This window comes from Enterococcus sp. 1001283B150225_161107_E12 (genome assembly GCF_015556925.1).
Classification (GTDB): domain Bacteria; phylum Bacillota; class Bacilli; order Lactobacillales; family Enterococcaceae; genus Enterococcus_B; species Enterococcus_B mundtii.
In genome coordinates this window covers 180,805-206,577 of record NZ_JADNNI010000003.1, presented here as the reverse complement: position 1 = coordinate 206,577, position 25,773 = coordinate 180,805, and the positions used below count along the sequence as shown (strand labels likewise).

Annotated in this window: 19 protein-coding genes; 4 read left to right on the top strand and 15 right to left on the bottom strand. The window is 41.0% G+C overall.

From position 1 onward, the window contains the following. Positions 1-260: 260 nt before the first annotated feature. The 14 genes from I2F89_RS04065 to chvE all read right to left on the bottom strand — a co-directional run bounded on the left by I2F89_RS04065 (position 261) and on the right by chvE (position 18,717). Positions 261-1,268 (bottom strand): DUF916 and DUF3324 domain-containing protein, encoded by a 1,008-nt coding sequence (locus tag I2F89_RS04065; RefSeq protein WP_229078042.1) that lies wholly within the window; start codon positions 1,266-1,268, stop codon positions 261-263. 127 nt (positions 1,269-1,395) lie between these two features. Further along, positions 1,396-1,971, bottom strand: coding sequence for a hypothetical protein (locus I2F89_RS04060; protein WP_071866853.1), 576 nt, complete (start codon positions 1,969-1,971; stop codon positions 1,396-1,398). A 23-nt stretch (positions 1,972-1,994) separates the two neighbouring features. Then, positions 1,995-2,555 carry a WxL domain-containing protein gene (locus I2F89_RS04055; RefSeq protein ID WP_074799494.1) on the bottom strand — a complete coding sequence of 187 codons (561 nt, stop codon included), beginning with the start codon at positions 2,553-2,555 and terminating at the stop codon, positions 1,995-1,997. Then, positions 2,552-2,857, bottom strand: a complete 306-nt coding sequence (locus tag I2F89_RS04050) for an LPXTG cell wall anchor domain-containing protein (protein WP_074799495.1) — start codon at positions 2,855-2,857, stop codon at positions 2,552-2,554. The genes I2F89_RS04055 and I2F89_RS04050 overlap by 4 nt, the downstream gene beginning before the upstream one ends. Before the next feature lie 12 nt (positions 2,858-2,869). Continuing rightward, positions 2,870-5,758 carry a lectin-like domain-containing protein gene (locus I2F89_RS04045; RefSeq protein WP_195513534.1) on the bottom strand — a complete coding sequence of 963 codons (2,889 nt, stop codon included), beginning with the start codon at positions 5,756-5,758 and terminating at the stop codon, positions 2,870-2,872. Between the two features lie 587 nt (positions 5,759-6,345). Further along, positions 6,346-8,712 (bottom strand): phosphoketolase, encoded by a 2,367-nt coding sequence (locus I2F89_RS04040; RefSeq protein WP_074799497.1) that lies wholly within the window; start codon positions 8,710-8,712, stop codon positions 6,346-6,348. Between the two features lie 258 nt (positions 8,713-8,970). Next, the gene (gene araA, locus I2F89_RS04035; RefSeq protein WP_195513532.1) at positions 8,971-10,395 is read right to left on the bottom strand and encodes an L-arabinose isomerase; all 1,425 of its coding nucleotides are present in this window, start codon (positions 10,393-10,395) and stop codon (positions 8,971-8,973) included. Positions 10,396-10,416: 21 nt separating this feature from the next. Continuing rightward, on the bottom strand, positions 10,417-11,115 hold the full coding sequence (locus I2F89_RS04030) for an L-ribulose-5-phosphate 4-epimerase (RefSeq protein ID WP_071866859.1): 699 nt from the start codon (positions 11,113-11,115) through the stop codon (positions 10,417-10,419). Further along, positions 11,109-12,734, bottom strand: a complete 1,626-nt coding sequence (locus I2F89_RS04025; protein WP_416379319.1) for a xylulokinase — start codon at positions 12,732-12,734, stop codon at positions 11,109-11,111. Before I2F89_RS04025 ends, I2F89_RS04030 begins: the two co-directional genes overlap by 7 nt. A gap of 261 nt (positions 12,735-12,995) precedes the next feature. Then, the gene (locus tag I2F89_RS04020) at positions 12,996-14,084 is read right to left on the bottom strand and encodes a GntR family transcriptional regulator (RefSeq protein ID WP_161641949.1); all 1,089 of its coding nucleotides are present in this window, start codon (positions 14,082-14,084) and stop codon (positions 12,996-12,998) included. 176 nt (positions 14,085-14,260) lie between these two features. Next, a complete protein-coding gene (locus tag I2F89_RS04015) occupies positions 14,261-14,584 on the bottom strand; it encodes a PTS sugar transporter subunit IIB (protein WP_071866862.1) in 324 nt (107 codons plus the stop codon). Positions 14,585-14,596: 12 nt separating this feature from the next. Beyond that, positions 14,597-15,799, bottom strand: coding sequence for a multiple monosaccharide ABC transporter permease (gene mmsB / locus I2F89_RS04010; RefSeq protein WP_023519955.1), 1,203 nt, complete (start codon positions 15,797-15,799; stop codon positions 14,597-14,599). Then, the gene (mmsA, locus tag I2F89_RS04005; RefSeq protein WP_074799501.1) at positions 15,799-17,331 is read right to left on the bottom strand and encodes a multiple monosaccharide ABC transporter ATP-binding protein; all 1,533 of its coding nucleotides are present in this window, start codon (positions 17,329-17,331) and stop codon (positions 15,799-15,801) included. The genes mmsB and mmsA overlap by 1 nt, the downstream gene beginning before the upstream one ends. Before the next feature lie 294 nt (positions 17,332-17,625). Further along, positions 17,626-18,717, bottom strand: a complete 1,092-nt coding sequence (chvE, locus tag I2F89_RS04000; protein WP_195513530.1) for a multiple monosaccharide ABC transporter substrate-binding protein — start codon at positions 18,715-18,717, stop codon at positions 17,626-17,628. Positions 18,718-18,943: 226 nt separating this feature from the next. Here chvE and I2F89_RS03995 point away from each other — a divergent pair, with 226 nt between their 5' ends. The 4 genes from I2F89_RS03995 to I2F89_RS03980 all read left to right on the top strand — a co-directional run bounded on the left by I2F89_RS03995 (position 18,944) and on the right by I2F89_RS03980 (position 23,714). Beyond that, positions 18,944-19,909, top strand: a complete 966-nt coding sequence (locus tag I2F89_RS03995) for an ABC transporter substrate-binding protein (protein ID WP_115357946.1) — start codon at positions 18,944-18,946, stop codon at positions 19,907-19,909. Positions 19,910-19,917: 8 nt separating this feature from the next. Further along, positions 19,918-21,366 (top strand): sensor histidine kinase, encoded by a 1,449-nt coding sequence (locus I2F89_RS03990; RefSeq protein ID WP_195513529.1) that lies wholly within the window; start codon positions 19,918-19,920, stop codon positions 21,364-21,366. Beyond that, the gene (locus I2F89_RS03985) at positions 21,359-22,945 is read left to right on the top strand and encodes a response regulator (protein ID WP_071866867.1); all 1,587 of its coding nucleotides are present in this window, start codon (positions 21,359-21,361) and stop codon (positions 22,943-22,945) included. The genes I2F89_RS03990 and I2F89_RS03985 overlap by 8 nt, the downstream gene beginning before the upstream one ends. Before the next feature lie 112 nt (positions 22,946-23,057). Then, positions 23,058-23,714, top strand: a complete 657-nt coding sequence (locus I2F89_RS03980) for a YitT family protein (protein WP_115357949.1) — start codon at positions 23,058-23,060, stop codon at positions 23,712-23,714. Between the two features lie 339 nt (positions 23,715-24,053). Here the strand turns inward: I2F89_RS03980 and I2F89_RS03975 are convergent. Then, a partial coding sequence (locus I2F89_RS03975) for an LPXTG cell wall anchor domain-containing protein (protein WP_195513527.1) occupies positions 24,054-25,773 on the bottom strand: 1,720 nt, incomplete at its 5' end.

Below are 25,773 nucleotides of genomic sequence, written 5' to 3'. Positions count from 1 at the left end.
TATTTCTTTAAATTAACTAAGCGCACTTTCTTGGTGTTCCTAGCTGCATGTCCAGTGATTTATTTTATCACTAAAATCATGGCATACTACTTTTACGATTCTCTGAGGGTGTTTGTATATTACGAAATCGGCCTTCTAATATCTGTGATTTTTTTTATCAGTGTGCTTTATTATTTCTATAAAAAACGCTAACTGACAGAAAGAGATTGTGATCCCTATGCTAAGACTCGTGTTAACATAAGGATCACAACCCCTTTTGGTTACTCTTCTTTTTTCTTCTTACGTATGAATAGAAAATAAATGATCAATAGAATGATAACCCCAAGTAAGACACCTACAACTACATAGACCCACGTCGGGATCGACTGTTGATTTACTTCAGAGATTGCTACCTTATTCACTTCTTTCGCATCACTCTCACTGATGGTAAATTTGCGATCGAATACCCACTCGTTGTCTTTTGCATCTGAGATTGTCAAATGCAAGGAATAATCTCCCGCTTCCAGTCGCTCATTGTCCCAATCGATCGCAAATCGATACGTCGACAAGGGCGCCATTTGCATCTTTTTATCATAGGATACTTCTTTTATGACTTCCTCTGTGGCATCTTTCACCTCAGCTACATATTTCAAATGACCGATCGCATCCATCGTTGGATTCTTCAAGGTTGCTACCACACTTGTTTTCCCAAATGAAATGGCTGGTTCGACGCCTGCCAATTCCACCTTTCTTTGCACTTCATTCGTGTTATTCGTTAATTTCAATCCTAAGACATAGCCATAATTATTAACGATTTGTCCCTCTTGTTCCGCTTGACCTACTTTCATGACATGGATGGCTGCCAAGATTTGTCCATCAAATTCTTTTTCTGGCATTGTAAGGTCAACGCTAACTTCTTGCGACTTTCCACCAGCTAAAGTGATGCTTTCTGGGACTTTCGCAATGTTGTCGATTTGAAATTCGTCCGGTATATCTGGTTCATCCATTGGTTGCGTATAATCAATAAATCCTTGATCATTCGTATAGGCTTGGTTGACTGCAACCTGATAAGTTGACTCTTCATTCGATGTATTTTCTATCAGGAACTTGATCGTTTGTTTTTGACCAGGTTCTAGTTGTAAATCAAAATAAGTTAATTTTTTATCGGCTTGATTTTCTGGAATAATTGCTTTGATATGAAAGCCCACTTCACTCTCAGTCTCTGCCTCGGTGACTAAGGGGAAGCAAAAAGCAAACATGAAACAAATGGCTAAAATTATTTTCCGCATCACTACACCTCATTTATCGATTCATTTGGTTTTTCCTATAGATTTGATCATGAACAAAAACCTATAGAAAGAATTGAAGCAATCGCTGAATGCGATTGCTCCAATCTTCTCAATTCGGGCACAGCCATTAAGAAGCATTTGCCGTATTGTACAATTGATAATTGATCGTACCGTTCAAGACATTATTTACTTGTAAGACATTGCTCGGATCAGTAAAACCAATCGCGATCGATGTTACCGGAGTGGTGATTTGACCGGTATTATTTCCGGCATCTGGTGTAGTAGCTGATTGAGCGACAATTCCAGTTGCACCTGTACCAACTAATTGTGCGCCATTGATTTGGAATGAATTCACAGTAAATGTGGCTGGCGCAGCTGCTCGCGTCAATTGATTATTCGCAACAGTTGCTCTCACTGACCAAGCTTGAGCGATGCTATCATTTGAAACAACGATATTTCCTGGTGTACCGATCGTTCCAGTGCTAAGTGAATACGTACCATTTTCGATTTCCGTTTCAAACGCATAAGTCGCTGGAACGGCATCGAGTCTTAAATCTCCTGAAGTAGCATCGGTAATCGTCACAGTCGTCGGTGTACTTCCAGTTTGTCCTGGTACCTCTGCTGCGAATGCTGCTACTCCACCTATATTTACTAAAATCAACCCTGCGAATACTGCACTCAATGTTTTTGTTTTATGATTCATTTTTATTCCTCCTTGATTTTCAATTAATCTACATCGGCAACCACATTTACGAGGTTGACCGTCTGTATCGCTTTATAGGTACCACTTGGACTATTAGCAGGAACACTCAACTTAATACTTTCTTTCGGGATGATCAATCGAAAGTTTTGTTTTGTTCCTTGACTGACTTTGACGAGTTCTTGCGTTTCGCCATGACTGATATTTTCTATATCATTGACTTGATAGACGGTTGTTCGTTCTGTCGTCAACTGTCCGTCTTTCATAGAAAGTTTTGCTGCATATTCCTGCTGATTTTTAAAAGCAGATAAGGAATAATCGAGTTTCCACCCATTCGTTCCAGAACGATTGTCAACCACTTCGATCACTAGATCTTGCTTTGCTGGTACTTCAATGTCCGTCTCAGGGACTGGGTAGCGATCAAAAGTCGGTGGTATCACTTTCTTTAAATAAATAGCAGGTCCGATGATTTGGACATTCACTGCTGATTTTTTCTCTTCACTCACAGAAGACGCTCGGATCTTTGAAGGGGAAACAAACATCAGCAGCAAGATAAATAGTAGCAACCATTTGATTTTAGGCTTCATCGCTTCTGCCTCCTTAATCGATACATCAGTCCGACAAATCCAATCAACAATGTACCGAGAAATGCAGACGTTCCATACAACAAACTACCCGTTTGCGGAAGCATCCCCTCCGCTTGCGGTTTGCTCGTTCCACTTTCACCCTTATCTGTGGGAGCAACTTCGTCTTTTTCATATAATTCAAACTGGATTTCTTGCTGATCGGAAGCAATCACCTCGTCGGCAAACGCAGGAGCGACTCGCACAAAGCCAGTGAACAAAACAACACTAAGCAGGAACAAAAGATTGGTAGTTATTCGCTTCATCTCATCGCCTCCTTATTCGATCGTAGCTGTGTCATATAGCTTCCAATTGGCTGTCGCTCGTCCGCTATAATCACCCACAGGCAACAGTTTCGAGCTATTCAACAAAACACCGGCATTTTCACTCATATTCAGCGTATAAAGATAACCTGTCGGTGTCACACTCGCAGAATCAAACACTTTGATTGGTGAATTACCCAAATTTTGAACAGCACTCGTAGGACTTGTTTTCCAGACGAAAGAAAAAGGTGCGTTCGTTCCACTCGTGATCGAAAGACCAACCGACCAATTTCTTGTTGTCCGTGGATCTCTCGAATCCCATACCTTTAATTCTAAGCTATTGCCCGCATCACGATCCAAGATCCCTTTACTTTGACGAACCTTTCGATTCGTCCATTTGAATGTACTTGGTGCCTGCTCAAGTCTTAATTCTCCAGTGTAGGTGACCGTCAGATTTAATGACGCTGCCGGTTCTTCGGGTTTCGTCAATTTCCCAGAAGAGTACACTTCGATGACAAATTTATTTTCACCATAATCAAAATATTTTGTAGGGATCGCTAATTGTGTATTTGCATTAAAACTTGTTGCCCCTGTTGTCGTGACATCAGAAAATGGGACATCGGTCAGATAAGTCGTTCCCTTTCTCACTTTGAAACTCAATCGATCGCCAACATCTAAATCTTTCCAATAGAATGTCTTTTTGTATCCAGGATCGCGATTCGCAGAGATATCTAGCGTCTCACTAAAATTGGGCACCGTATTGACACTTTCCCATGACAGAGTAGTAAATTGATCCGTTTTTCGAACCCAATAATACACGGTATCGCCATAGTAGGTGACGTTTGTTGTATCATTTGGCGTCGTTCCCACTGGATTTGCCAAGACTGAACTTCCGTAACTAGTTAGTGCATCGACTGACAATGTTCTTGTTGGTGCTGAATAACTCAGTGTCGCTGAATCTCCTGGATTGAGATTGATTGCGTTATTGGCTATCGTCGTGACCACTGTGATCACGCCAGTCGTCGCGTTATTTGTCACGACTGTTGATAAATTTGCTGGGGCAATCGTTGACGTCACCCCTGCGGCAGTCGTTTTCGTGATCGTCGGTGTGACTGTCGCATTTGTTGCCAAATTGATTGCTTTCGCATCAAGCACCGTCGTCCACTTCGTAGTATTCAAGGCTGCTTCACCTGTATTTACCTTTATCGTTGATTGGATCTTAGCAGGCTGCTCACTCATCAAATATTTACTTTTACTTGTATCTGTACTTGGAACAGTCACCGATGTATTGGCGTTGTCCAATACATTACTCGTCACTGTCGCGCCTATCGGTATCGGTGGCTGAGTAAAAGCAAAACGAACTTGTCCTGATACGCTACCGTTGGCCGCTGTAAATCCCCAGTAGGCTCGATTGTTGTTGGTCGCTAATTGCAATTCCGAGTTCAAATCCCCCCAAGGTATCGTTGTGTCAGTAGTTTTTGCCCCATTGACAGGATTCCTAAATGAATAGGTAAAGTTCCGTGTGGCGCTATTAAAGCTATAATTGAACTCGTACCATGTTCCATCTTGGACATTGGTACTGACAGCTCCATTAAGTGGGATCAAGCTGTTGTGTTTGATCCGTCCGGGATTAGCGAGGGTCAAAGTGAACCAATCATTTGCTCCTAAATCACCATTCACTGCATTGATTGGTTGATACGTTCGGCTTAGGTTACCCGGAAAAGTATACGCCATATGTGGCGTACTTCCAGCAGGAATCTGAGCGTCATAGCGTGCTCTACCAGTTACTGCTTCATTGGCAAATAGATCAAATTCAACCGCAAATGAATTACGAATAGCTGTCGTTTCTGGTGTTCTCTGAGCCAATAACTCATAGTAGCCGCCAGTCGCTCCGTAGACTCCCAAGTTTTGACCGTCGACACCTACCGCCCGTGAGTTCGTAATGGCAGTTGTTTTTCTTGCATCGTTATGCATGACAAACGCCACGCCATCTGCTTGTTGTGTGCCGAAATTGACATAGACACGTTGTGAAAATGATTTCGTGAAATCTAAGCGATATGCGTCATTTGACCAAATCGACGTCCAGTTATTACTACCTGAAAGAGAAATTTGTGAAAATGGTTTTCCTCCATTGTCATTTGTATTCGTGACATTTGACACCACAGCCCCACCATTTGGTGCGGCAAATGCGCCACTGATAGGGATAGCTCCCGGCGGTACATATTGAGATCCTGTCCCTGTTGCAAAAGCTTGGGCTGCTCGTGCCATGGGTGGTTGGTAGTCAGAAGAGGACGTGTCCTGTTCTTCCGCTATTTTTGATTCACCGGATGATTGCTGTGTCTCATCCGTCTCTGGACTCTCTCCAGACTCTCCATTTTCTTCCACAGTACTGCTACTGCTATTCATTTTGTCGGTCAGTTCACTTTCTGAAACGGTTGATTGAGCATTCGCTTGTTGTGGAGTCATCTGAACTAACTGTCCTTCTGGTGGCGTAAGCTCCCTCACCACCCCATCATTCCTCTGATAGTGAATAAACAGTCGAATGGGTTGCATTGGTTTGGTAAAGGACAAGGACGTGACTTGCTCTTCTGTTAGCCACTGGTTCTCAGACACTGAGTCTTCATTTAAGAAAAGAGGGACTTTCGCTTCCTTCGAGTCCAGTATAGTCATCATGAATTGCAAAGACTCTGGTAAGCTTTTATCTACGTGGAATTTGACATCTTTATCTGTTTCTTCAAGATAAAAGGCAAGGTGCTCATTTTGGGCAAATGGCTTTGTTTGTTGGCTTTGATCTTCATCGGCATAAGAAATAGAGCGAGCGCCTCCAACTAAAAAAGCGATAAAAATAAACGATAACATACAAAAAAACCACGAGTTCGTTTTTTTGTTATTTAGCATCTCCATAGGTTTTCCCCCTTTATCTATCTTCCGTTTGAATGAAGAAGACTTGTGAAACAGTCATGTCTATACTTGGACTGTTTGTAAACAGCATTTGAATGACAATTATTTCTACTTAAATACAAAAGAAGCTGAAAATCTTCAAACGCCATTATGTATAGATAAAGGAAAAGCCTAACTTCAAAGTAAAACTATGTAAACTTTTTGACGATCGCTTTCATTAAACAAAGAATAACACACTTTATTTTTTAAATGAATTTTTATGCTTATAACGTTATGTAATTAGGTAGCGCTTACTTAATAAGATAAAAACCTATAAAAAATTTTATTTATGCTAATAATTATAGTTTTTTCATCATCTATGATGAAGCCAACTTGACACAATTTTTCATGGATGTATAGGAAAAATGCATTGTAATAAAGAAACGAGCGCACAATGATCTATTTCTCTCAACTTGTTTATTTATGCAACTTTGAATCTATGCTTATTGGCGTGTCTCGATCCTCTGATTCTTTTGTAACCAAAAAAAAGATAACACTAGAAACCAAAAGATCAGTTTGACTAATGTTATCTTTATATCATTTAACTATTCTCACCGAGTCAACTCTGACCATTTCCAGTTTTTCACTACTGGCAGATCATGACCTTCTTTCCGAATATACTCTCGATGTTCTTTCAACTGTTGGGTCATTTCTTCAGAAAAAGTCGAAGCTTCTTCACCATAGACAGTCACCGCTGCATGTTGCGCTAAGTGGAAGCGATCCAGTTCACTAAAGACGCGCATATCAAACGGCGTGGTGATATCACCATTTTCTCGATAGCCATGGACCATCAATTGGTGATTGTGTCGTAAGAAGAAAATATCCCGGATCATGCCTTCATAGCCATGGAAAGCAAACAGAATTGGTTTGTCTTTCGTAAAGAACGTGTCAAACACTTCATCACTTAGCCCTCTCGGATCAACAGATGGGTGTCTTAACTTCAAGATATCAACCACATTGATAAAGCGGATTTTTAGTTGTGGAAATGCTTGATTCAATAGTGAGACTGCGGCAAGTGCTTCAAGGTTTGGTTCTGTGCCTGCTGCTGCGATCACTAGATCTGGCTCTTCATTCGCTGAAACCGTACTAGCCCAATCGATGATTTTCAACCCCTCATTAGCTAGTTCTTCTGCTTCTGTTGCAGAATAAAATTGCGGACGTGGATGTTTACTTGAAATAATCAAGTTGATGACTTGCTCTTCTTGCAGCGCACGATCCATCACAGCCATCAGACTATTCGCATCTGCAGGCAAGTACTCGCGAATAAACTCTGCTTTTTTCTCTGCTAAATGGGTCAACACCCCAGGGTCTTGGTGGGTATAACCATTATGATCTTGTTGAAAAACAGTGGATGTTGCAATCAAGTTCAATGAAGGATAGTTTTTCCGCCAAGGCTGATCACTGGCTTTACGCATCCACTTGAAGTGTTGCGTCAACATCGAGTCAACGACACGTAAAAAGGATTCGTAACTAGCAAAGAATCCGTGCCGACCTGTCAAAACATAGCCTTCTAAAAATCCTTCTGCTTGATGTTCCGACAATTGACCATCAATAACTCTTCCCACAGAAGACTGCCACTCATCTGAAGCATCTTTAGGTTCCAACCATTGTCGATCAGTCACTTCAAATACTTTATTCAAGCGATTGGATTTTGTTTCATCCGGACCAAAGATCCGAAAATTGGTTGGATTCTTCGTGATTACATCTCTCGCTTGTTCCCCAAAGACCATCATATCTTGTGCAACGACAGCTCCTGGTGTTGTAGTATCCACGGCATAGTTTTTCCAATCAGGCATGATTAACGGTTGAGGATCGATTCCGCCATTTGTGATTGGGTTTGTCGACATCCGGCGATTGCCTTTCGGTGAAAGATCTTTGATTTCTTGGTTAATTCTTCCTTGTTCATCAAATAGCTCTTCCGGGCGATAAGACTGTAACCAATCAATCAAATGATCGACGTGTTCCATATGCTCAGAATCGACTGGAATCGGGACCTGATGCGCACGAAACGTTCCTTCAATTTGTTCATTTTCCCACGTCTTTGGTCCTGTCCAACCTTTTGGCGTCCGAAAAATAATGACGGGCCATATTGGCATCGTGGCTGATTCCGCAGGTGCTTGTCTTGCTTCTTTTTGGATTTCTTTGATTTCCTCGATTACTGTATCTAGTGTTGATGCTAGAATGTGATGAACAACTTCGGGATCTGTCCCTTCAACAAAATAAGGTTTCCAGCCCATTCCTTCGAAATACTTTCGAAGATCCTCATCACTCTTGCGGGCAAGGATGGTCGGATTTGAAATTTTCCCGCCATTCAAATTCAAAATCGGTAACACCGCACCGTCATTGACCGGATTGATAAAGACATTTGAAAACCAACCGCCAGCTAATGGTCCTGTTTCTGCTTCGCCATCGCCTATGACTGTCGCCGCTATCACATCGGGATGATCAAGGATTGCACCTGTCGCATGAGCAAGGGAATAACCAAGTTCTCCACCTTCATGGATCGATCCTGGTGTTTCTGGCGCGGCATGAGACGCAATCCCGCCAGGATAAGAAAATACCCGACATAGATGAGCCAATCCGGCTTCATCTTCTGTAAATTCTGGGTAGATTTCACTGTAACTACCATCAATATAAGAATTAGATACCATCACTTGTCCACCATGACCGGGACCCTCTATGTAAAACATATCCAAATCGTATTTATTGATGACACGATTTAAATGTGCATACACAAAATTTTGCCCAGCAATTGTTCCCCAATGCCCAATAGGATGTGTCTTTACATCTTCCTTAGTTAATGGACGGCGTAATAATGGATTATCTTTTAAATACATTTGAGCAATAGAAATATAATTTGCAGCCCGCCACCAAGCATCTAATTGTTCAAATTCTATTTGTTTGTCTACGTTTGTCATATCGAACACCCCTTCAATCATTGCTAGTCCTACGAAAGAACAAAAAATGAGTCTGGCCTTTACCAGAGTGTCCAGACTCATCTTCGTCGCTTCTTTCGACTGCTCGCCTATGCTATCGACCTCGATCAGTTGATAACATTACGGTATTTATTTAACTTTAACTTGAATCTCTAAGAAATGACATCATAACGCTCTACTTCTTTGAAAAAGTGTCGTTAGATGTAAGTTTTTCTAAAGTCCCTTATTTGATCATTTCATTTATTTGATAACGATATCTTCTAAATCTACTAAGCGTGCCCACGTTTGGATCTGCTCAGTCGTAAGGTGCAATGACACAACGGTATGGTGTCCGCCACCTGTGCGGATCCAAGCACCTACTCCTTCATGGAAACTCGGTTTGACTTTCCAAAGTACGCGTGCCACTGGTAAATGTGGGGCTGCTTCCGTTGGTTCAAAAGCTTCCACTTCATTGATCAACAATTTGTAATGCGTGCCAAAATCTGCCATGGAAACTACAACACCATCGCCTGCTTTACCGTCAAACACCAAACGAGCCGGATCTTCTCGATCACCCATCGATAATGGCGAAACAACGATTTTTGGTCGATTGACTGCCAATGTTGGATCTACTTCCATCATGTGAGACTGTAAAATTGCTTCTTTTCCTGGTGTTAATTCATACGTGTAATCTTCCATGAAACCTGTGTCTTTGTTTTGTGCCATGATTTTTAACATCCGATCCAAAGCAGCTGTTTTCCAATCCCCCTCACCGGCAAATCCGTAGCCTTCTGCCATTAACCGTTGGACTGCTAAGCCAGGTAATTGTTGCATACCGTAAAGATCTTCAAAGTTTGTTGTGAAAGCATTATAATTGCCCGCTTCCAAGAAACGTCTGATCCCGATTTCTTGTTTTGCTTGTACTTTGACATGTGCCTCCCAAGTGTCATGGTCATAATCGGCATAATCAAAATCATAAAGTTGTTTATATTCTTCAAATAATGACGCTACCTCTTCATCAGTGACTTCATCGATCACTTTGACTAAATCACCGATCCCATAATAGTCGACCACCCAGCCAAACTGGATCTGTGCTTCTACTTTGTCTCCTTCGGTCACAGCCACATTACGCATATTGTCGCCAAAACGAGCGACCTTGATCGAGAAGCTTTCATTATAAGCCACAGCCACATGCATCCAGTCTGAGATTTGACGTTGCACATCTTCTGATTGCCAATGGCCTACGACGATTTCATTTTTCTTATTGAGACGTGCATTGATAAAGCCATATTCCCGATCCCCATGAGCTGCCTGGTTCAAGTTCATAAAGTCCATATCGATCGTTTCCCATGGGATACTCTCGTTAAATTGAGTAGCTAAATGCAACAAAGGCTTTTGTAATAATTGTGTGCCACGAATCCACATTTTTGCTGGCGAGAAAGTATGCATCCAAGTGATCACACCTGCTACTTGCTCCTGGTAATTCGCTTCTTTCATGATCGAGGTGATCGTATCAGCAGTTACTGCTAGTTCTTTTAGTACGATCGGATAAGGCAACGTTTGGTGATCATTTAGTGCCGTAACGATTGTCTCTGCATTCTTTTTGACCTGTGCTAACGCTTCCTCCCCATATAGATGTTGTGAACCTACGACAAACCAAAATTCTTTTTTACTGATTGTTAACATGATTGTAACTCCTCTATTTTTTTATTTTTTTTGGCCATAATACGCATCTTTACCATGCTTGCGTAAATAATGTTTATCCAATATTCGTTGGGGCAATGGTTCGGAAAAACTATTCAATTGGCGAGTGAATAAGTTCATTTTCGCCACTTCATCCAGTACAACGGCATTCATCACCGCTTGGGAAGCATCTTTCCCCCAAGTAAATGGTCCATGGCCATGTAACAACACTCCTGGAATTGCCATGATATCAATATTTCTATTTTGGAATGTCTCAATGATCACATTGCCGGTCTCGTGTTCATAACCAGCATCGATTTCTTCTTGTGATAAAAATCTTGCACAAGGAACGCTACCATAAAAAGTATCTGCATGAGTCGTACCCATGGCGGGTAAATCGAGACCCGCTTGCGCCCAAATCGTTGCCCACGTCGAATGAGTGTGACAAATCCCACCAATTTCAGGGAAATGTTTGTAGAGAACCGCATGTGTCGGTGTATCGGAAGATGGATTTAGTTCACCTTCGATGACTTGATTATTCAAATCAACAACGACCATATCTTCTGCTTTCATTTCCTCATAGCTCACACCACTAGGCTTGATGACAAAATATCCTGTTTCTCGATCAAACGCACTGACATTCCCCCATGTGTATTTGATCAAGCCTTGTTTTGGTAAAGCTAAATTCGCTTGATAAACCGCTTCTTTCAAACCTTCTAACATTCTCTCACTCCTTCTTCCATTGATACGATCGCGGATGCTTCGATAGGCAACCCTTTTTCATACATCTCAATAAACCGTGCGTAACCACTTAAGTCTTCCTCCGTTGGTTCGATCGTCAGACCTTCACTGGTTGAAAATATATCTTTTGCTAAAAATTCTTCCAAAGTCATTGCTTCTGCCGCTTGGAGATAAGCAGCTAATAAGGCGATCCCCCAAGCGCCTCCTTCTCCGGCTGTTTCCATGACTGTGACAGGTGCTTCCATTGCTGAAGCTAGAATCGTTTGAGCAACTTTCGGCGTTTTAAAGATCCCACCATGTGCGACTAAACGATCGATCGTGACTTGTTCGGATTTAAGAATCTCCATCCCTAGACGCATCGCCCCAAAAGCACTTGACAGGTGCATCCGCATAAAATTCGCTAAATCAAACTTACTATCCGGCTGTCTCACGAATAGTGGTCTGCCTTGTTCCATTTTTGTGATGTTTTCGCCTGAGTGGTACCCGTAGCTGAGTAATCCTCCGCAGTCGCCATCCCCTTGTAGCGCTTTCAAAAATAAGGTTTCATAAATCTGCTGTGTATCGATCATCACGCCAAGACTCTCACTGAACTCTTTGAAAATCTTGACCCATGCGTTGATTTCTGATGAGCAGTTGTTTGTGTGCACCATTGCCACAGGGCTTCCGTCAGGTGTTGTTACTTGGTCGATCTCTGGATGGATGTTTACTAACTCTTTGTCTAGTACGATCATTGCAAACGCCGATGTCCCTGCTGAAACATTCCCTGTACGTAACCCCACACTATTCGTTGCGACCATGCCTGTGCCAGCATCCCCTTCTGGTGGACAAACAGGAATCCCTGCAGATAAGTTACCGGATAGATCTAAGAGCTTGGCTCCCTTTTCAGTCAGCGTCCCTGCAACCTCACCAGCCAAACGAATTTCTGGAAGGAGCGTTTCTAACGGTTGCGAAAAGCCTTCCGCTTGTGCCAATTGATCAAAAATAGCAATCTTTTGTGCATCATATCCCTTCGTTTGACGATCAATCGGAAACATTCCAGAGGCATCTCCAACTCCTAATACTTTTTGTCCGGTCAATTGCCAATGGATGTAGCCAGCTAAAGTTGTAAAGTAACTAAGATCTTTTAAATGTGTTTCTTTATTTAAAATCGCTTGATATAGATGGGCAATGCTCCAACGCTGTGGAATCGTATAATGAAAGGCTTTGCTCAGTTTTGCTTCTGCCTCTGCGGTAATGGCATTGCGCCACGTGCGAAAAGGAACAAGCAATTCATCGTCTTGATCGAATGCCAGATAGCCGTGCATCATTGCGCTAAAGCCGATAGCCCCTATCGTAGTCAGTGTCGTCTCATACTCCGCAGAAACTACATCGACTAACTGTCCATAACTCGATTGTAACCCCTTCCAAATCTCATCAAGTGAATAGGTCCAAATACCGTTTTCTAACTGGTTTTCCCAATCGTAACTTCCAGCTGCAATCGGCTCATAGTGTTGATCGATCAGCACTGCTTTGATTCTCGTTGAACCTAGCTCAATACCTAGTGCTGTTTGCCCTGTGCGAATCGCTTCTATTCGTTTCAGCCTAGTTTCTTTCGCTTCGATGTCAAACGCCTCCTTAGTTTCTCTTTATGATAGTTACAGTATAAAACTTTTTGTACGTACATGTCAACGATATTATAGTTATTTGTTCGTACATAAACCTTTTTCTTTTTCCTGATAAATTCACATTTGCCATATAAAAAAGGCAAAGAGAGTAAATTCCCCCTCTTTACCTTTTTAAGAGCAAATAATCTTGCTAGACATTGACTAATTTTCATTAAATAAATTTTTATCGTATCTGGTACACTTATCGTTTCCCCTCAGCTACTCGCCATTCTTTGCTGCACTTACTGAATCTCTGATCACCAAACTAGGTTCATAGACGATGTTTTCTCCTTGATCACCCGTTTGGATCGTGTGAATGATCCATTCTGCCGCATCTTTTCCCATCCGCTCTTTTGGATGAGTTAAAGTGGTCAGTTTCACTGCGCCCATCTGACTCAACGAGGAATCATCATTTCCGATGATCGACAATTGCTGCGGTACTTGATAACCCTTTGCGATCACCTCATCAAGCAACTGGCTAGCAACTTGATCGTTGTAGCAGATGATGCCGGTGCTTGCCGATTCCTTTAGCTGTAAGAGGACTTTTTCACCTAGTTTCCCACGAGAATCAGTCGTGTAGGTAATGATATCTTCCGGCGAAAATTGGATACCGTAGGCTTCGCACGCTTGAATAAATCCTTTCATCCGATATTTTCCTTGTAAATCATCGATTTTCGTGATGAACAGTAATCGCTGATGTCCTTGCTGGATCAAATACTCTGTCCCTTTAAAGCCAACTTTTACATCATCAACACAAATCGAGGCGACCGCTAATTCTTCATAGACAGCATTGATCATGACCATCGGGATTCCTTGTTCTCTCAATCGGACATAGAGCGCAAGGTTCGGATTGTATTCATTACTTTTTGTTGGCTCTACGATCAAGCCATCTACACCAAACTGCAGCATTTTTTCTAAACAGTTTTTTTCTTGTTGATGATCATTATTCGTACTAGCTAATAAGAGTGAATATCCTTGTTCACTCAACGCTTTTTCAATTCCTCGGATGATCGAGGGAAATATATAATCCGATAAATACGTCGTGATCACGCCAATCGTCTTTTGATTTTTTCTACTTTCTGATGTTTTCTTATACGCGTCATCGACATATGTTCCAGAACCTTTTTCTTTACGTAGATACCCTTCATTGACTAACAATCCAATCGCTTGTCTTACCGTATGACGGCTGACTTGATAGTCTTTTTGTAATTGGAGTTCAGGTGGTATCGGTTCATTTAGTTTAAAAATTTGGTCAATGATCTTATCCTTTATCTCGTCTGCGATCATTTGATATTTTGTTTTATCCATGGTTACTTTGCCAATCCTTTCACTCCGACGTAAGTTGTCCGAACAATTATTTGATATCATTGTAGCACAACTTGTTTTGGAAAGGATTATTAACACAAAAAAATATCTGTGAGATTCTTTTTATTAGCGCTTTGTAAGGAACAACTGCTCTTTTTCAGCTTTTACTTCAAGTGATTTCAAAAGAATTGTAAGATATCTGCTAAGACAGATTCACCATCAAATGTTTCGTAATCTTCTTTACGAATCAATTTGTAAGGAACAGCTTTCACCGTCAGAAAATCTTTTAACCGTTCCACTTCATATTCTGATTGTGGACCGATCATCAGTCCGTCAATATGTTGGTTTTGGATCGCCTGCTCTGCCACGATTGCTGGTGCAGAATATACATGTAGAGGCACCCCTTTTTCATTTGCTGCATTTTGGATATTTTTTACTAGCAGACCAGAAGTGATCCCAGCGGTGCAAATCAATAATATCCGTTTTTCCTCTGTCGATTCCATCCGTTCACCACCTCAAGAAATTTTGCGTTTTTTATTGTAAATATCCAATACGACAGCTAGCAATAAAATCAAGCCCTTGATTGCCTGTTGCCAGTCTACTCCGACTCCCATGATCGACATCCCATTGTTCAGCACACCCATGACTAAGCCACCGACGATTGCTCCAGTGATCGTTCCAATCCCTCCAGAAGTCGAAGCTCCTCCAAAGTACACAGAAGCCATCGCATCTAATTCAAGCGAAGTCCCTGCCTGAGGGGTAGCAGCATTTAAACGAGCGGCTAAGATCAATCCTGCTAAAGCAGCCATGACGCCCATATTCACAAATACCCAAAAGGTGATTTTCTTCGTCTTGATCCCAGATAATTGAGCGGCCTTCAAATTGCCACCTGTGGCATAAATTTGTCGTCCAGCGACTGTCCGATTGGTCAAAAATCCATATATCCCAACAATCACACCTAAAATGATCAATATTACTGGAAATCCTTGGTATGAAGCAAAGATATAACTTAATCCTAAGACAAGAACGATCGTCAATGCTGCTTTGATTAAGAATGCGTTCATTGATGGTACTTCAAATAAATTTTCTTTTCTTCGCGCTCTCGCACGCCATTGAGCAAATACTAAACTAACAGCTAACACAACACCTAAAATCAACGTCAATAGGTGCATTCCAGGAACACCAAAGATATCTGGTAAATAACCCGTCGAGATTTTTTGGAAACCTCCAGGGAAAGGCGCTAAAGATTGCCCTCCTAATACAACTTGTGTCAAGCCACGAAACATCAATAGACCGGCAAGTGTTACGATAAATGCCGGAATCCCTACATAAGCGACCCAAAAGCCTTGCCATGCACCGATCACCCCACCAACTAATAAACATAAAGGGACTGCGAGCCAAGGGCTAATGTTGTTATTGACCATCAACATACCCGCCATCGCTCCTACAAATGCCATGACTGAACCTACTGATAGATCCACGTAGCCTAAAAGTACGACCAACAACATTCCCGCGGCCAAAATCAAAATATGGCTGTTTTGCAACACGATATTCGTTATATTCAGCGGTCTTAAAAAGATCCCGCCGGTCATTAGTTGAAAAGCGATCAACAAAGCGACCAAAATAATGACCATACTATATTTACTAAAGATATCCAATATCTTTTCTTTTACATTCCAAGCTTTTTTTTCCTGACTTTTTTTTGTGACATTTTCCATCAGCCCACTGCCTCCTCTTCTTTTGTCATCAGGTTCATCAATAACTCCTGATTTGCCTCTTCTCTAAGCACTTCTCCCGTCATTTTCCCTTCATTCATGGTATAGATCCGATCACACATACCGATGATCTCAGGTAGTTCAGAAGAAATGATACAGACACATTTTCCTAAGGCAGCCATTTCTTCAATAATCGTGTAGATTTCATACTTTGCCCCGACATCGATACCACGAGTCGGTTCGTCCAGAAATAAAATTTCCGGTTCTGTCATCAACCACTTAGCTAAAACGACTTTTTGTTGATTCCCTCCACTTAAACTACCAACGTTTTGGAACACATTGGTGGCTTTGGTCCTCATTTTTTTCCGAAAGTTCTCTGCTTCGATCACTTCTTTTTCTTGATCTAAAATGCCACTTCGACTAATTTTTTTGAGACTAGCAATCGTCGTATTTTCTCTGATGTCCATTAAAAGATTCAAGCCAACAGACTTACGATCTTCGGACACATACGCCAACCCATGATCAATTGCTTGAGAAACATCTTTGATCACTAATTCTTTTCCGTCTTTAAAAATCTTACCGCTGATATTGCTTCCATATGATCGACCAAAAATACTCATGGCAAATTCAGTTCGTCCTGCCCCCATCAATCCGGCGATACCAACAATTTCTCCTCGTCGAATCGAAAAATCGATATGATCATTGATGATTCGGTCGGTGGTCAATGGATGATGGACCGTCCAATCCTTGACTTCAAAATAAACCTCGCCAATATCAGGATGACGATCAGGATAACGATTCGTTAAATCACGACCAACCATCCCCTTAATGATCCGTTCTTCACTGATTGCTGTATTTTCTAACGTTTCGATCGTTTGGCCATCTCGTAAGATCGTGATCCTGTCCGCCACCGCAACGATTTCATTCAATTTATGCGAAATGATGATCGAAGTGATCCCTTGATTGCGAAACTCCTTGATCAATGCTAAAAGATTGGCACTTTCTTCTTCATTCAGTGCTGCTGTTGGTTCATCTAATATGAGTAATCGAACATTTTTAGAAAAAGCCTTCGCAATTTCCACCAACTGTTGATGCCCGACACCGATTTGTGAGACTAAGGTGTTCGGATCGATTTTCAAGCCCACTGTTTTTAGTAGATTTTCTGTTTTTCGTTCCGTCAAGTTCCAGTCGATCACGCCATGTTTTGTTTGTTCGTTCCCTAAAAAAATGTTTTCTTTGATCGATAGATAAGGACTCAAGGCTAATTCTTGGTGGATGATCACGATCCCTTTCGCTTCACTATCTCTAAGATTTTTGAATTGGCATACCTCACCGTCATACATGATTTCGCCTGAATAACTGCCATAAGGATACAAACCGCTCAACACATTCATCAACGTGGATTTTCCTGCACCATTCTCGCCACAAAGGGCGTGGATCTCTCCACGTTTGATGCGGAGATTGACATTGTTCAACGCACGAACACCAGAGAATTCTTTGATGATTTCTTTCATTTCTAAAATATAATCTGCCATTTTTTCACTTCCTAATCGAGGGTGTGATAGAAGTACTCAACTCCGAAAAATAAGCGCGAAACCTGAAAATTGTTCTTCAAATTTTGAGATCTCACGCTTATTTTTGAAGGAGCTACTACTGAAACACTATTTATTGAGGTTATGCCAGAAGCGTTTTGACCTAAGCAATAAGAGAGAAAATTGAAAAATAGTTGGTTATATTTCTCCGATTTTTTGCTTAATGTTGAAGGTCAGCTTCTAAACACCGTTTATTCGGTTCTAAGGGTACAAGAGGACAAATGTTCCAAAGCCCTCTTATTGGCCTAAATCACTTTCGCTGTAATACTCAGTATCGATCAGCTCTTGTTTGTAATTTTCTTTATCTACAGAAACTGGGTTAGCTAGATAAGTCGGGATGACTTTCACACCATTATCGTAGGTTTCCTCATCATTGACCGGCACTTCTTTATCATTGTTGATTGCTTCGATCATCTCTACCGTATTATCAGCTAGCACCCGTGTATCTTTAAAGATCGTTTGTGTTTGCTCTCCTGCAATGATGGATTTCACTCCAGCAATCGTTGCATCCTGTCCTGTGATAACTGGGAGTGGTTTGTCGGCTGAGCCATAGCCCACTCCTTTTAAGGAGGAAATGATCCCTAAACTGATTGGATCGTAAGGAGAAAGAACTGCATCTAATTGTTCATCTGTATAGTTAGCACTTAATAAGTTATCCATACGTGCTTGTGCAGTTGAGCCATCCCAACGAAGCGTCGCGATTTGATTGAATTTCGTTTGACCTGATGAGACGTTCAATTGTTTGCTGTCGATATAAGGTTGAAGAATCGACATCACACCATTGTAATTGATCAATGCGTTGTTATCGTCAGGTGAACCGCCAAATAATTCGATCGTAAATGGACCAGCACCATCTTTTAAGCCTAATTTATCTTCGATATAAGAAGCTTGTAAAACACCTACACCAAAATTATCAAATGTTGCATAATAATCGACATATTCAGAGTTCATCAATAAACGGTCATACGCAATGACTTTGATATCCGCCTGATGTGCTTTTTCTAAGACATCTGTCAATGCTGAACCGTCAATCGAAGCAATGACCAACGTATCTACTCCTTTTGTGATCATATTTTCGATTTGTGCCACTTGGTTTTCTACTTTGTCTTCTCCATATTGCAAATCCGTTTTGTATCCTTTTTCTTCTAGTTGCTTGACCATATTGTCGCCATCTGCGATCCAACGCTCTGCAGATTTTGTTGGCATCGAAATACCTACGAACCCTTTTTCATCTCCGGCTGCACTGCCATTGCTACAACCGACGAATACTGTCACTGATATTAATAAAAAAACAATTGCTACCAACCAATTTTTCCCAACTCGTTTCATGTGTGTCCCTCCAAATACTTATTTGATGAATTCATCATAATCGAAATATAAAACGCTTTCATTGATTATTTTTCTGTGTTTCTATAAATTCCCTCGTGAATTTATGTAAACTTTTGATTTTTCTTCATTTTCTTTTGACGATTCTTGATTTTCTTACGAAATTGACAAACATGCTAATATGAAAATTGAAAACGCTATATGATATAGATAAAAGGGGAGATTCATTATGAAGAACAAAAGTTTTTTTATCCTGGTAGCTTTTTGCCTGTTGTTGACTGGGTGTGCTTTCAACTCTACTGAGCCTACAAAAAAAGAGTTGACCATTGGTTTTTCTCAAGCTGGCACCGAAAGTAATTGGCGCAAAGTTCAAAATCAATCCATCAAAGAAGCGCTGGAAAAACAAAATTTCCAAGTCCTTCACCGAAATAGTTACTCTGATCCAAAACAACAGATACAAGATGTGATGACATTTATTGCCTATCAAGTCGATATGATCGTGTTATCTCCTATCGAAGAAACAGGCTGGGATTCTGTTTTGGAAGAAGCCAAAGAAGCGAATATCCCAGTCATCATCGTTGATCGTAACATCACAACGGAAAAACAAGATCTCTATTTGACCCATATTGGTTCAAGTTTCAAAGCACAAGGTAGTCGAGCAGGCCTTTATGTCACCAATCATTACCAGCAAAAAACACAAGAATCGATCCAAGTATTTGAGATACGTGGTTCAGAAAACACATCTCCCACTCGCTTGCGATCAGACGGCTTTTTAGAAACCATCGGTCGCGACCCAAGAATCCATGTCAGGCAAGTGATCACCGGAGACTATATTCGCTTAAAAGCCAAAGAACAATTTTCAAAAGCCATTGATGAGGGGAAACTTGAGGGAATCGATGTCATTTATTCTCACAATGATGAAATGACACTAGGTGCTTTAGATGCGATCAAGGAAAAAAAACTTGAAAAGAATTTTGTGATTGTCAGCATTGATGCACAAAAAGAGATGATCGATCAATTAAAAAAAGGAAAGGTCAACTGTGTGGTGGAATGCAATCCTTTTATGGGTGAACTAGTAGCCAATACAGTCAAACGCTACTTCGAAAAGAAAGCGATTCCACAAGACATCTATGTTTCTGATACGGTGTTCTCAGACCAAAATGATTTTTCAACGATCCCACCGCGGGGGTATTAGGAGGAAAAATGAAAAAGAACGAAAGCATTAAAGTACTACTTCGACATACAAGCTGGCTCATGTTATCTTTAGCAATCACGCCTTTGATCATTAGCATTGCACTTTATACACATTATCTTTTTTCCTATGAAAAAAGTATCCATAATATCTCGATTGCTAATCAAATCGCCAGTAACGTAGAAGAAACAATCATCGAAGAAGCTCTTGGATTAACTTATGGACAGATCACACCTGAAGAATTTCAACAGAGCAACCAGATCAATCGCATCAAAGAAGAAATCAGTGCCATCAAAGTCAGTACTCAAAACTCACAAGAATTAGCAACACTCAATATCGTTTTGCGCTCTTTAGATAATGTTTCCGATTATTTAGATAAAATCATTGCAAATATCCATCAAAAAGAAACATTCGCAGAAAATCAAGCATTGATGTTACATGTTGAATCTGCGGTCAAACTTGCCCATGACATCTTACAAGATTTTGTCAAAATCGAAATCGATACGGCTTCCATAAAAAGTGAAGAAGTTCGCAATTCCTTGGTGATTCTCTCCACCATCGAGGCTGTTATCATCGCGCTGATTTTCCTATTGACAAGAAAGTTCAACACGAAAATGATGTACCAAATTCAACAGCCTATGGATGAAATGATCAAGATGGCTGATGCTTTAGCAGAAGGACATTTAAATCATCGGATCAAAACTCCACAAAATAATGAGTTAAAAAAATTAAGTAATAGCATGAATGATATGGCTGATAACTTAGTGATTTTGTTAGAGGAAAATGCGTTGAAGCAATATAATCTTGCGCAAAGTGAAGTCAGGACACTACAAGCTCAGATCATTCCCCATTTTATTTATAATAGTTTAGATGCCATTTTGGTGTTGGCAGAAATGGGCGAAATTGAAAAAGTCAAAGAAATGACATATGCCTTATCTGACTTTTTCCGCATTTCATTAAGCCAAGGAAAAGACTGGATACCAGTCGAACAGGAAATTCGACATTGCGACAATTACCTGAAGATTTTGCAAATCCGCTATGGAGACCAATTATCTTATCAATTAACCATTGATCCAAAAGTCAATAATCATCCAATATTGAAAATGATTCTTCAACCATTGATTGAAAATGCAGTCTATCATGGAACTAAATTGGTTCGTCGGCCAGGGAAAATCAACGTAAAAGCGTATATAGACCAAGAAGAATTTATCCATTTTTGGATCATTGATAACGGAAAAGGGATTACTGAAACCAAGTTAGAGGAGATCAACCAAGAACTCGCAGATGGTTTAGATACTAATTTCCATAAAGGATATGGACTCTTTAATGTCAACAAACGCTTACTTTTGTACTATGGAACCGATGCAAGTATCTCGATTTCTAGCAGAATCGATCACGGAACAGTCGTCCATGTCGTTGTCCCTACAAAAAATATAGATAGGAATGAAGCAAATGTATAAAATTTTTATCGCAGAAGATGAACATTTGATTCGCGAATCATTGAAGAGGATGATCACTGAATTTTCAACCTTTCTACCCCTGGGTTCTATTAAAGATGCCAGCGATGGCGAACTTGCTTTATCAATGATTGCAGAACAAAAACCAGATATCTTGGTGACAGATATTCGTATGCCTTTTATGAATGGGATTGAACTAGCAAATGAAGTAAAAAAACTCTTGCCCGATATCCAAATCATTTTTATTAGCGGATATGATGAATTTACTTATGCAAAAGCTGCGATCCAACTTCAAGTAGCTGAATATTTGTTAAAACCGATCAAACCTAATGAACTACAAAAGAGTCTAGAACAAATCATCCAAAAATTAGATGCTGTTTCCTTATTGAAACAGTCTAAAGAAACAAATGGCTATTCCTTAGAAGTACAAAAAAACTTCTACTTGAATGCTTTATTTAATAATCAGTTACTACTTTCAGAAGCAATTGAAGAAGGTCGAAAACTGGAACGTGAAATCGCCGGAAATAAATATATGGTTCTTTTGATCGCTAATCATACAAATAAATTTTTTTCAGATTATGATGTTTTTCATGAAAAGATGGCCGAGCTATTCGATAACGATAAACAAATACTTTTTTCTTCCCTTTCTTCACGATTTATCAAACTATTGATTTTTGATCCAAATGAAGATCTATTACAAAAAAAAGCAAATCAAGTCGCATTGCTTTCTCATAAAACATTAGGTCATACGACAGATGATTTAGTTATCGCAATCGGTTATCCTGTCAAACGAATCAGCGAAATTCCACATAGTTATCAGACCGCTGTTCATTTGCTCAGTTACTTGAAGATCGATCCTAAAATAAAAATTCTTTCTTATTTAGATTATGAAAAAAAGCTTGGTAATTACGGACAATCTTTTGATCTAAAAGAATCCATTCGTTTACTAAGAAAAAGCGAAATTTCTTCGTTTGTTGAGAAGTTGGTTAAACAGACCAATCAACATGCCGATCCACTTCTCGTTAGGCATCTGATCATCAATGAGTTGAATGAATTAGTAACGATACGTCAAAAACAAACCAATCAAGTCGTTTCTTTTACCACTACAGAGGAAATCCCGAACATTCTGTCAGACACGCCTCTCTTCATCCAATACCTTGAACAAATGATTTACTTTTTAAAAGAAATGGTACTTGAGAATCACATGAATCAATATAAAGAAGTACTCGAACAATCCGTCACGTATATTGAGAACCACTATTTTGAACCAGAGCTTTCTCTTAAAGAAGTGGCTGATCATGTCCATTTGAGTAGCTCACATTTCAGTACGATTTTTTCTCAAGGGATAGGACAAACATTTATTGACTATCTTACTGAACAACGATTGAGCATGGCTAGGCGACTTTTGCGGGAAACCAATTCAAAACTATCTGTCATAGCCTCAGAAGTGGGATACAATGATCCAAATTATTTTAGTTCTATTTTTAAGCGAAAAGAAAAAATCTCACCTAAAGAGTATCGAAAAAAGAAACAAAATAGTGCACATTCTTTACAAGAAAATAATTATCTAGTCAACGAATAAGCAACAAACCCGCGAAATATTTTTTTCAGTTTAGTCTGAAAAAGTTGTTACTTTCTTACCTGGACTACTTGCTATAATTATAGAAATAGTGAAAAAAGAAAGGAATACGCGTGTGAAAGCAGAAATAAAAAAATTACCTGTGATTATTGTTGGAATCATTAGTATTACTGTGGGACTAAATATGTTTTTGCTTCCACATCAAATTGCTTCAGCAGGCGTAGGATCAATTGGTTTTCTTCTAGAAATGGCCTTGCTGATCGATCGGACATTGATTGTTTGGGCAATCAATCTAGCGATGCTTTGCTTAGCTTTTATCTTTCTGGAAAGAGCAGTTTTTTTTAAAACCCTGATAGGTAGTTTGATATTTCCGATTATTTTAGCACACACACCGACTTTGACAATCACCCAACATTTCCCAATCGCCTTAGTCGCTGGCAGTTTTCTATTTAGTCTTGGAATATTCATTCTTTACCAAATCGGTGCCTCAAACGGCGGAGTTACGGTTCCTCCATTGATTTTCAAAAAATATTTTGGGATCGAACATGCTTTAGGTGTTTTACTGACAAATACCGTGATCATAGTTCTAAACCTTGTGATTCTGGGGGTAAGACAAGCGGTTATCTCTGCCATCTCTATTTATCTCATTTCATTTTTCATGAAAAAACTATTACAATTTCAAACTCAATTTTTAGCTATTAAGCCGATTGATTTAGTGAATGAGAGTTCGCCTATTCTAGATGAACAAACTAATAAAAACCTAGCAGAATAAACATTGTGACTAATAGCTATAAGAAAATAACCCATGAAATCCAAAATAGGAAACTATTTTCGGAAGTTCATGGGTTATTTTATATGATTATTTTTATCTATTATTTAGTCGGAATGCGTTAAATCAAATTGACTACTTCAAAATAAAGCGAGTAGGACATTAGTCCTCTCGCATATTCTAAAACCGAATAAACGGCGGGAACAGAAGTAACTTCTTTGGAAATAAGGCACCATCTACGAAAATTGTTTTAGTGGATGGTGCCTTATCTTTCGAGGCTAAACACTTCTGTCCTGATCGCTTACTTATCGAGGTAAAAGTATTCTATTTTTACCTTATTTTCTACTTTTTATCCTTATTTTCCTCTTTATTTTCTTGTTCTTCATCTTCCTCTTTGATCACACGTTCGACACGATCTTCATCATTTTGTAATTCACGACGGTTGCGTTTGAACAGTCCGAAGAATCCTGCAAAAGCAACAAGTATCCCACCAACAAATTTTCCAAACATACCTGAAGTTGAACCAGTCTTAGGTAATTGCTTACCTGAAACATCTTCAGAGTCACTTAGCTCTTGTGTGTTACTCGTTTGGTCATTCGTTTGCTTATTACTAGATAATCCATCATTAGAGCCGTTATCACTTAGTACTTGGTTTCTTGCAACTTGATTATCTGTATCGGTCGTCTCAGTTGATGTGGTACTACTTAAATCAGTTTCGCCTCCATCACCGGTGCTTAGATTTACCTCTGGTGTTGTCGTACTTGGGTCAGTTTCTCCTCCACCAGCGCCTGGGTCGACTTCTGGCGTCGTCATTCCTGGATCGGTTTCGCCTCCCGTGCCTGGGTCTACTTCCGGCGTGCCAGTGGCCGGATCGGTTTCGCCTCCCGTGCCGGGATCAACTTCTGGCGTGCCGGTTCCAGGATCGGTTTCGCCTCCGGTACCTGGATCGACTTCTGGTGTACCTGTGTCGGGATCGGTTTCGCCTCCGGTACCTGGATCGACTTCTGGCGTCGTCATTCCTGGATCGGTTTCGCCTCCGGTACCTGGGTCTACTTCTGGCATGGTTGTACCTGGATCTGTTTCTCCGCCACCTGTGCCGGGGTCTACTTCTGGTGTGCCTGTTCCCGGATCGGTTTCGCCTCCCGTTCCTGGGTCTACTTCTGGCGTCGTCGTGCCGGGATCGGTTTCGCCTCCGGTACCTGGGTCGACTTCCGGAGTGGTCGTACCTGGATCGGTTTCGCCTCCGGTACCTGGGTCTACCCCTGGTGTGCCTGTGCCCGGATCAGTTTCGCCTCCCGTGCCTGGGTCTACTTCCGGCGTCGTCGTTCCTGGATCTGTTTCGCCTCCTGTGCCGGGATCGGTAGTTTCTCCGCCTGTTCCTGGATCGACTTCTGGCGTACCTGTGCCCGGATCGGTTTCGCCTCCGGTGCCTGGGTCTACTTCTGGCGTCGTCGTTCCTGGATCTGTTTCGCCTTCACCCGTGCCTGGGTCTACTTCTGGCGTAGTCGTGCCGGGATCGGTAGTTTCTCCGCCTGTTCCTGGGTCGACTTCCGGTGTTGTTGTACCTGGATCAGTTTCGCCTCCGGTACCTGGATCGACTTCCGGCGTTGTCGTTCCTGGATCTGTTTCTCCGCCTGTGCCGGGGTCTACTTCTGGCGTCGTTGTGCCGGGATCTGTTTCGCCACCTGTACCTGGATCGACTTCTGGTGTGATCGTGCCGGGGTTAATAGGTATTAACGGATCAATCTCTGGCGTGACCGTGTTTAGACTTTTATCTGGTATTACGATATCTAAACCTGGAATACTTGCTCCTGGTTGACTTGGCAAAATTGGGTTGACAGTTGGAATACCTGCTTCTGGCTTATCTGGAGTCGCTGGTTCTACCTCTGGCGTACCTGTGCCTGGATCGGTTTCGCCACCTATACCTGGGTCTACCTCTGGTGTGCCTGTGCCTGGATCGGTTTCGCCACCTCCCGTGCCTGGCTCTACCTCTGGTGTGCCTGTGCCCGGATCGGTTTCTCCTCCTGTGCCTGGGTCTACTTCTGGTGTGGTCGTACCTGGA

Excerpts from the sequence above, each read along its gene's own strand:
- I2F89_RS04065 (WP_229078042.1), bottom strand. The coding sequence starts at position 1,268 with ATGCGGAAAATAATTTTAGCCATTTGTTTCATGTTTGCTTTTTGCTTC.
- I2F89_RS04060 (WP_071866853.1), bottom strand. The coding sequence starts at position 1,971 with ATGAATCATAAAACAAAAACATTGAGTGCAGTATTCGCAGGGTTGATT.
- I2F89_RS04055 (WP_074799494.1), bottom strand. The coding sequence starts at position 2,555 with ATGAAGCCTAAAATCAAATGGTTGCTACTATTTATCTTGCTGCTGATG.
- I2F89_RS04050 (WP_074799495.1), bottom strand. The coding sequence starts at position 2,857 with ATGAAGCGAATAACTACCAATCTTTTGTTCCTGCTTAGTGTTGTTTTG.
- I2F89_RS04045 (WP_195513534.1), bottom strand. The coding sequence starts at position 5,758 with ATGGAGATGCTAAATAACAAAAAAACGAACTCGTGGTTTTTTTGTATG.
- I2F89_RS04040 (WP_074799497.1), bottom strand. The coding sequence starts at position 8,712 with ATGACAAACGTAGACAAACAAATAGAATTTGAACAATTAGATGCTTGG.
- araA (WP_195513532.1), bottom strand. The coding sequence starts at position 10,395 with ATGTTAACAATCAGTAAAAAAGAATTTTGGTTTGTCGTAGGTTCACAA.
- I2F89_RS04030 (WP_071866859.1), bottom strand. The coding sequence starts at position 11,115 with ATGTTAGAAGGTTTGAAAGAAGCGGTTTATCAAGCGAATTTAGCTTTA.
- I2F89_RS04020 (WP_161641949.1), bottom strand. The coding sequence starts at position 14,084 with ATGGATAAAACAAAATATCAAATGATCGCAGACGAGATAAAGGATAAG.
- I2F89_RS04015 (WP_071866862.1), bottom strand. The coding sequence starts at position 14,584 with ATGGAATCGACAGAGGAAAAACGGATATTATTGATTTGCACCGCTGGG.
- mmsB (WP_023519955.1), bottom strand. The coding sequence starts at position 15,799 with ATGGAAAATGTCACAAAAAAAAGTCAGGAAAAAAAAGCTTGGAATGTA.
- mmsA (WP_074799501.1), bottom strand. The coding sequence starts at position 17,331 with ATGGCAGATTATATTTTAGAAATGAAAGAAATCATCAAAGAATTCTCT.
- chvE (WP_195513530.1), bottom strand. The coding sequence starts at position 18,717 with ATGAAACGAGTTGGGAAAAATTGGTTGGTAGCAATTGTTTTTTTATTA.
- I2F89_RS03995 (WP_115357946.1), top strand. The coding sequence starts at position 18,944 with ATGAAGAACAAAAGTTTTTTTATCCTGGTAGCTTTTTGCCTGTTGTTG.
- I2F89_RS03990 (WP_195513529.1), top strand. The coding sequence starts at position 19,918 with ATGAAAAAGAACGAAAGCATTAAAGTACTACTTCGACATACAAGCTGG.
- I2F89_RS03985 (WP_071866867.1), top strand. The coding sequence starts at position 21,359 with ATGTATAAAATTTTTATCGCAGAAGATGAACATTTGATTCGCGAATCA.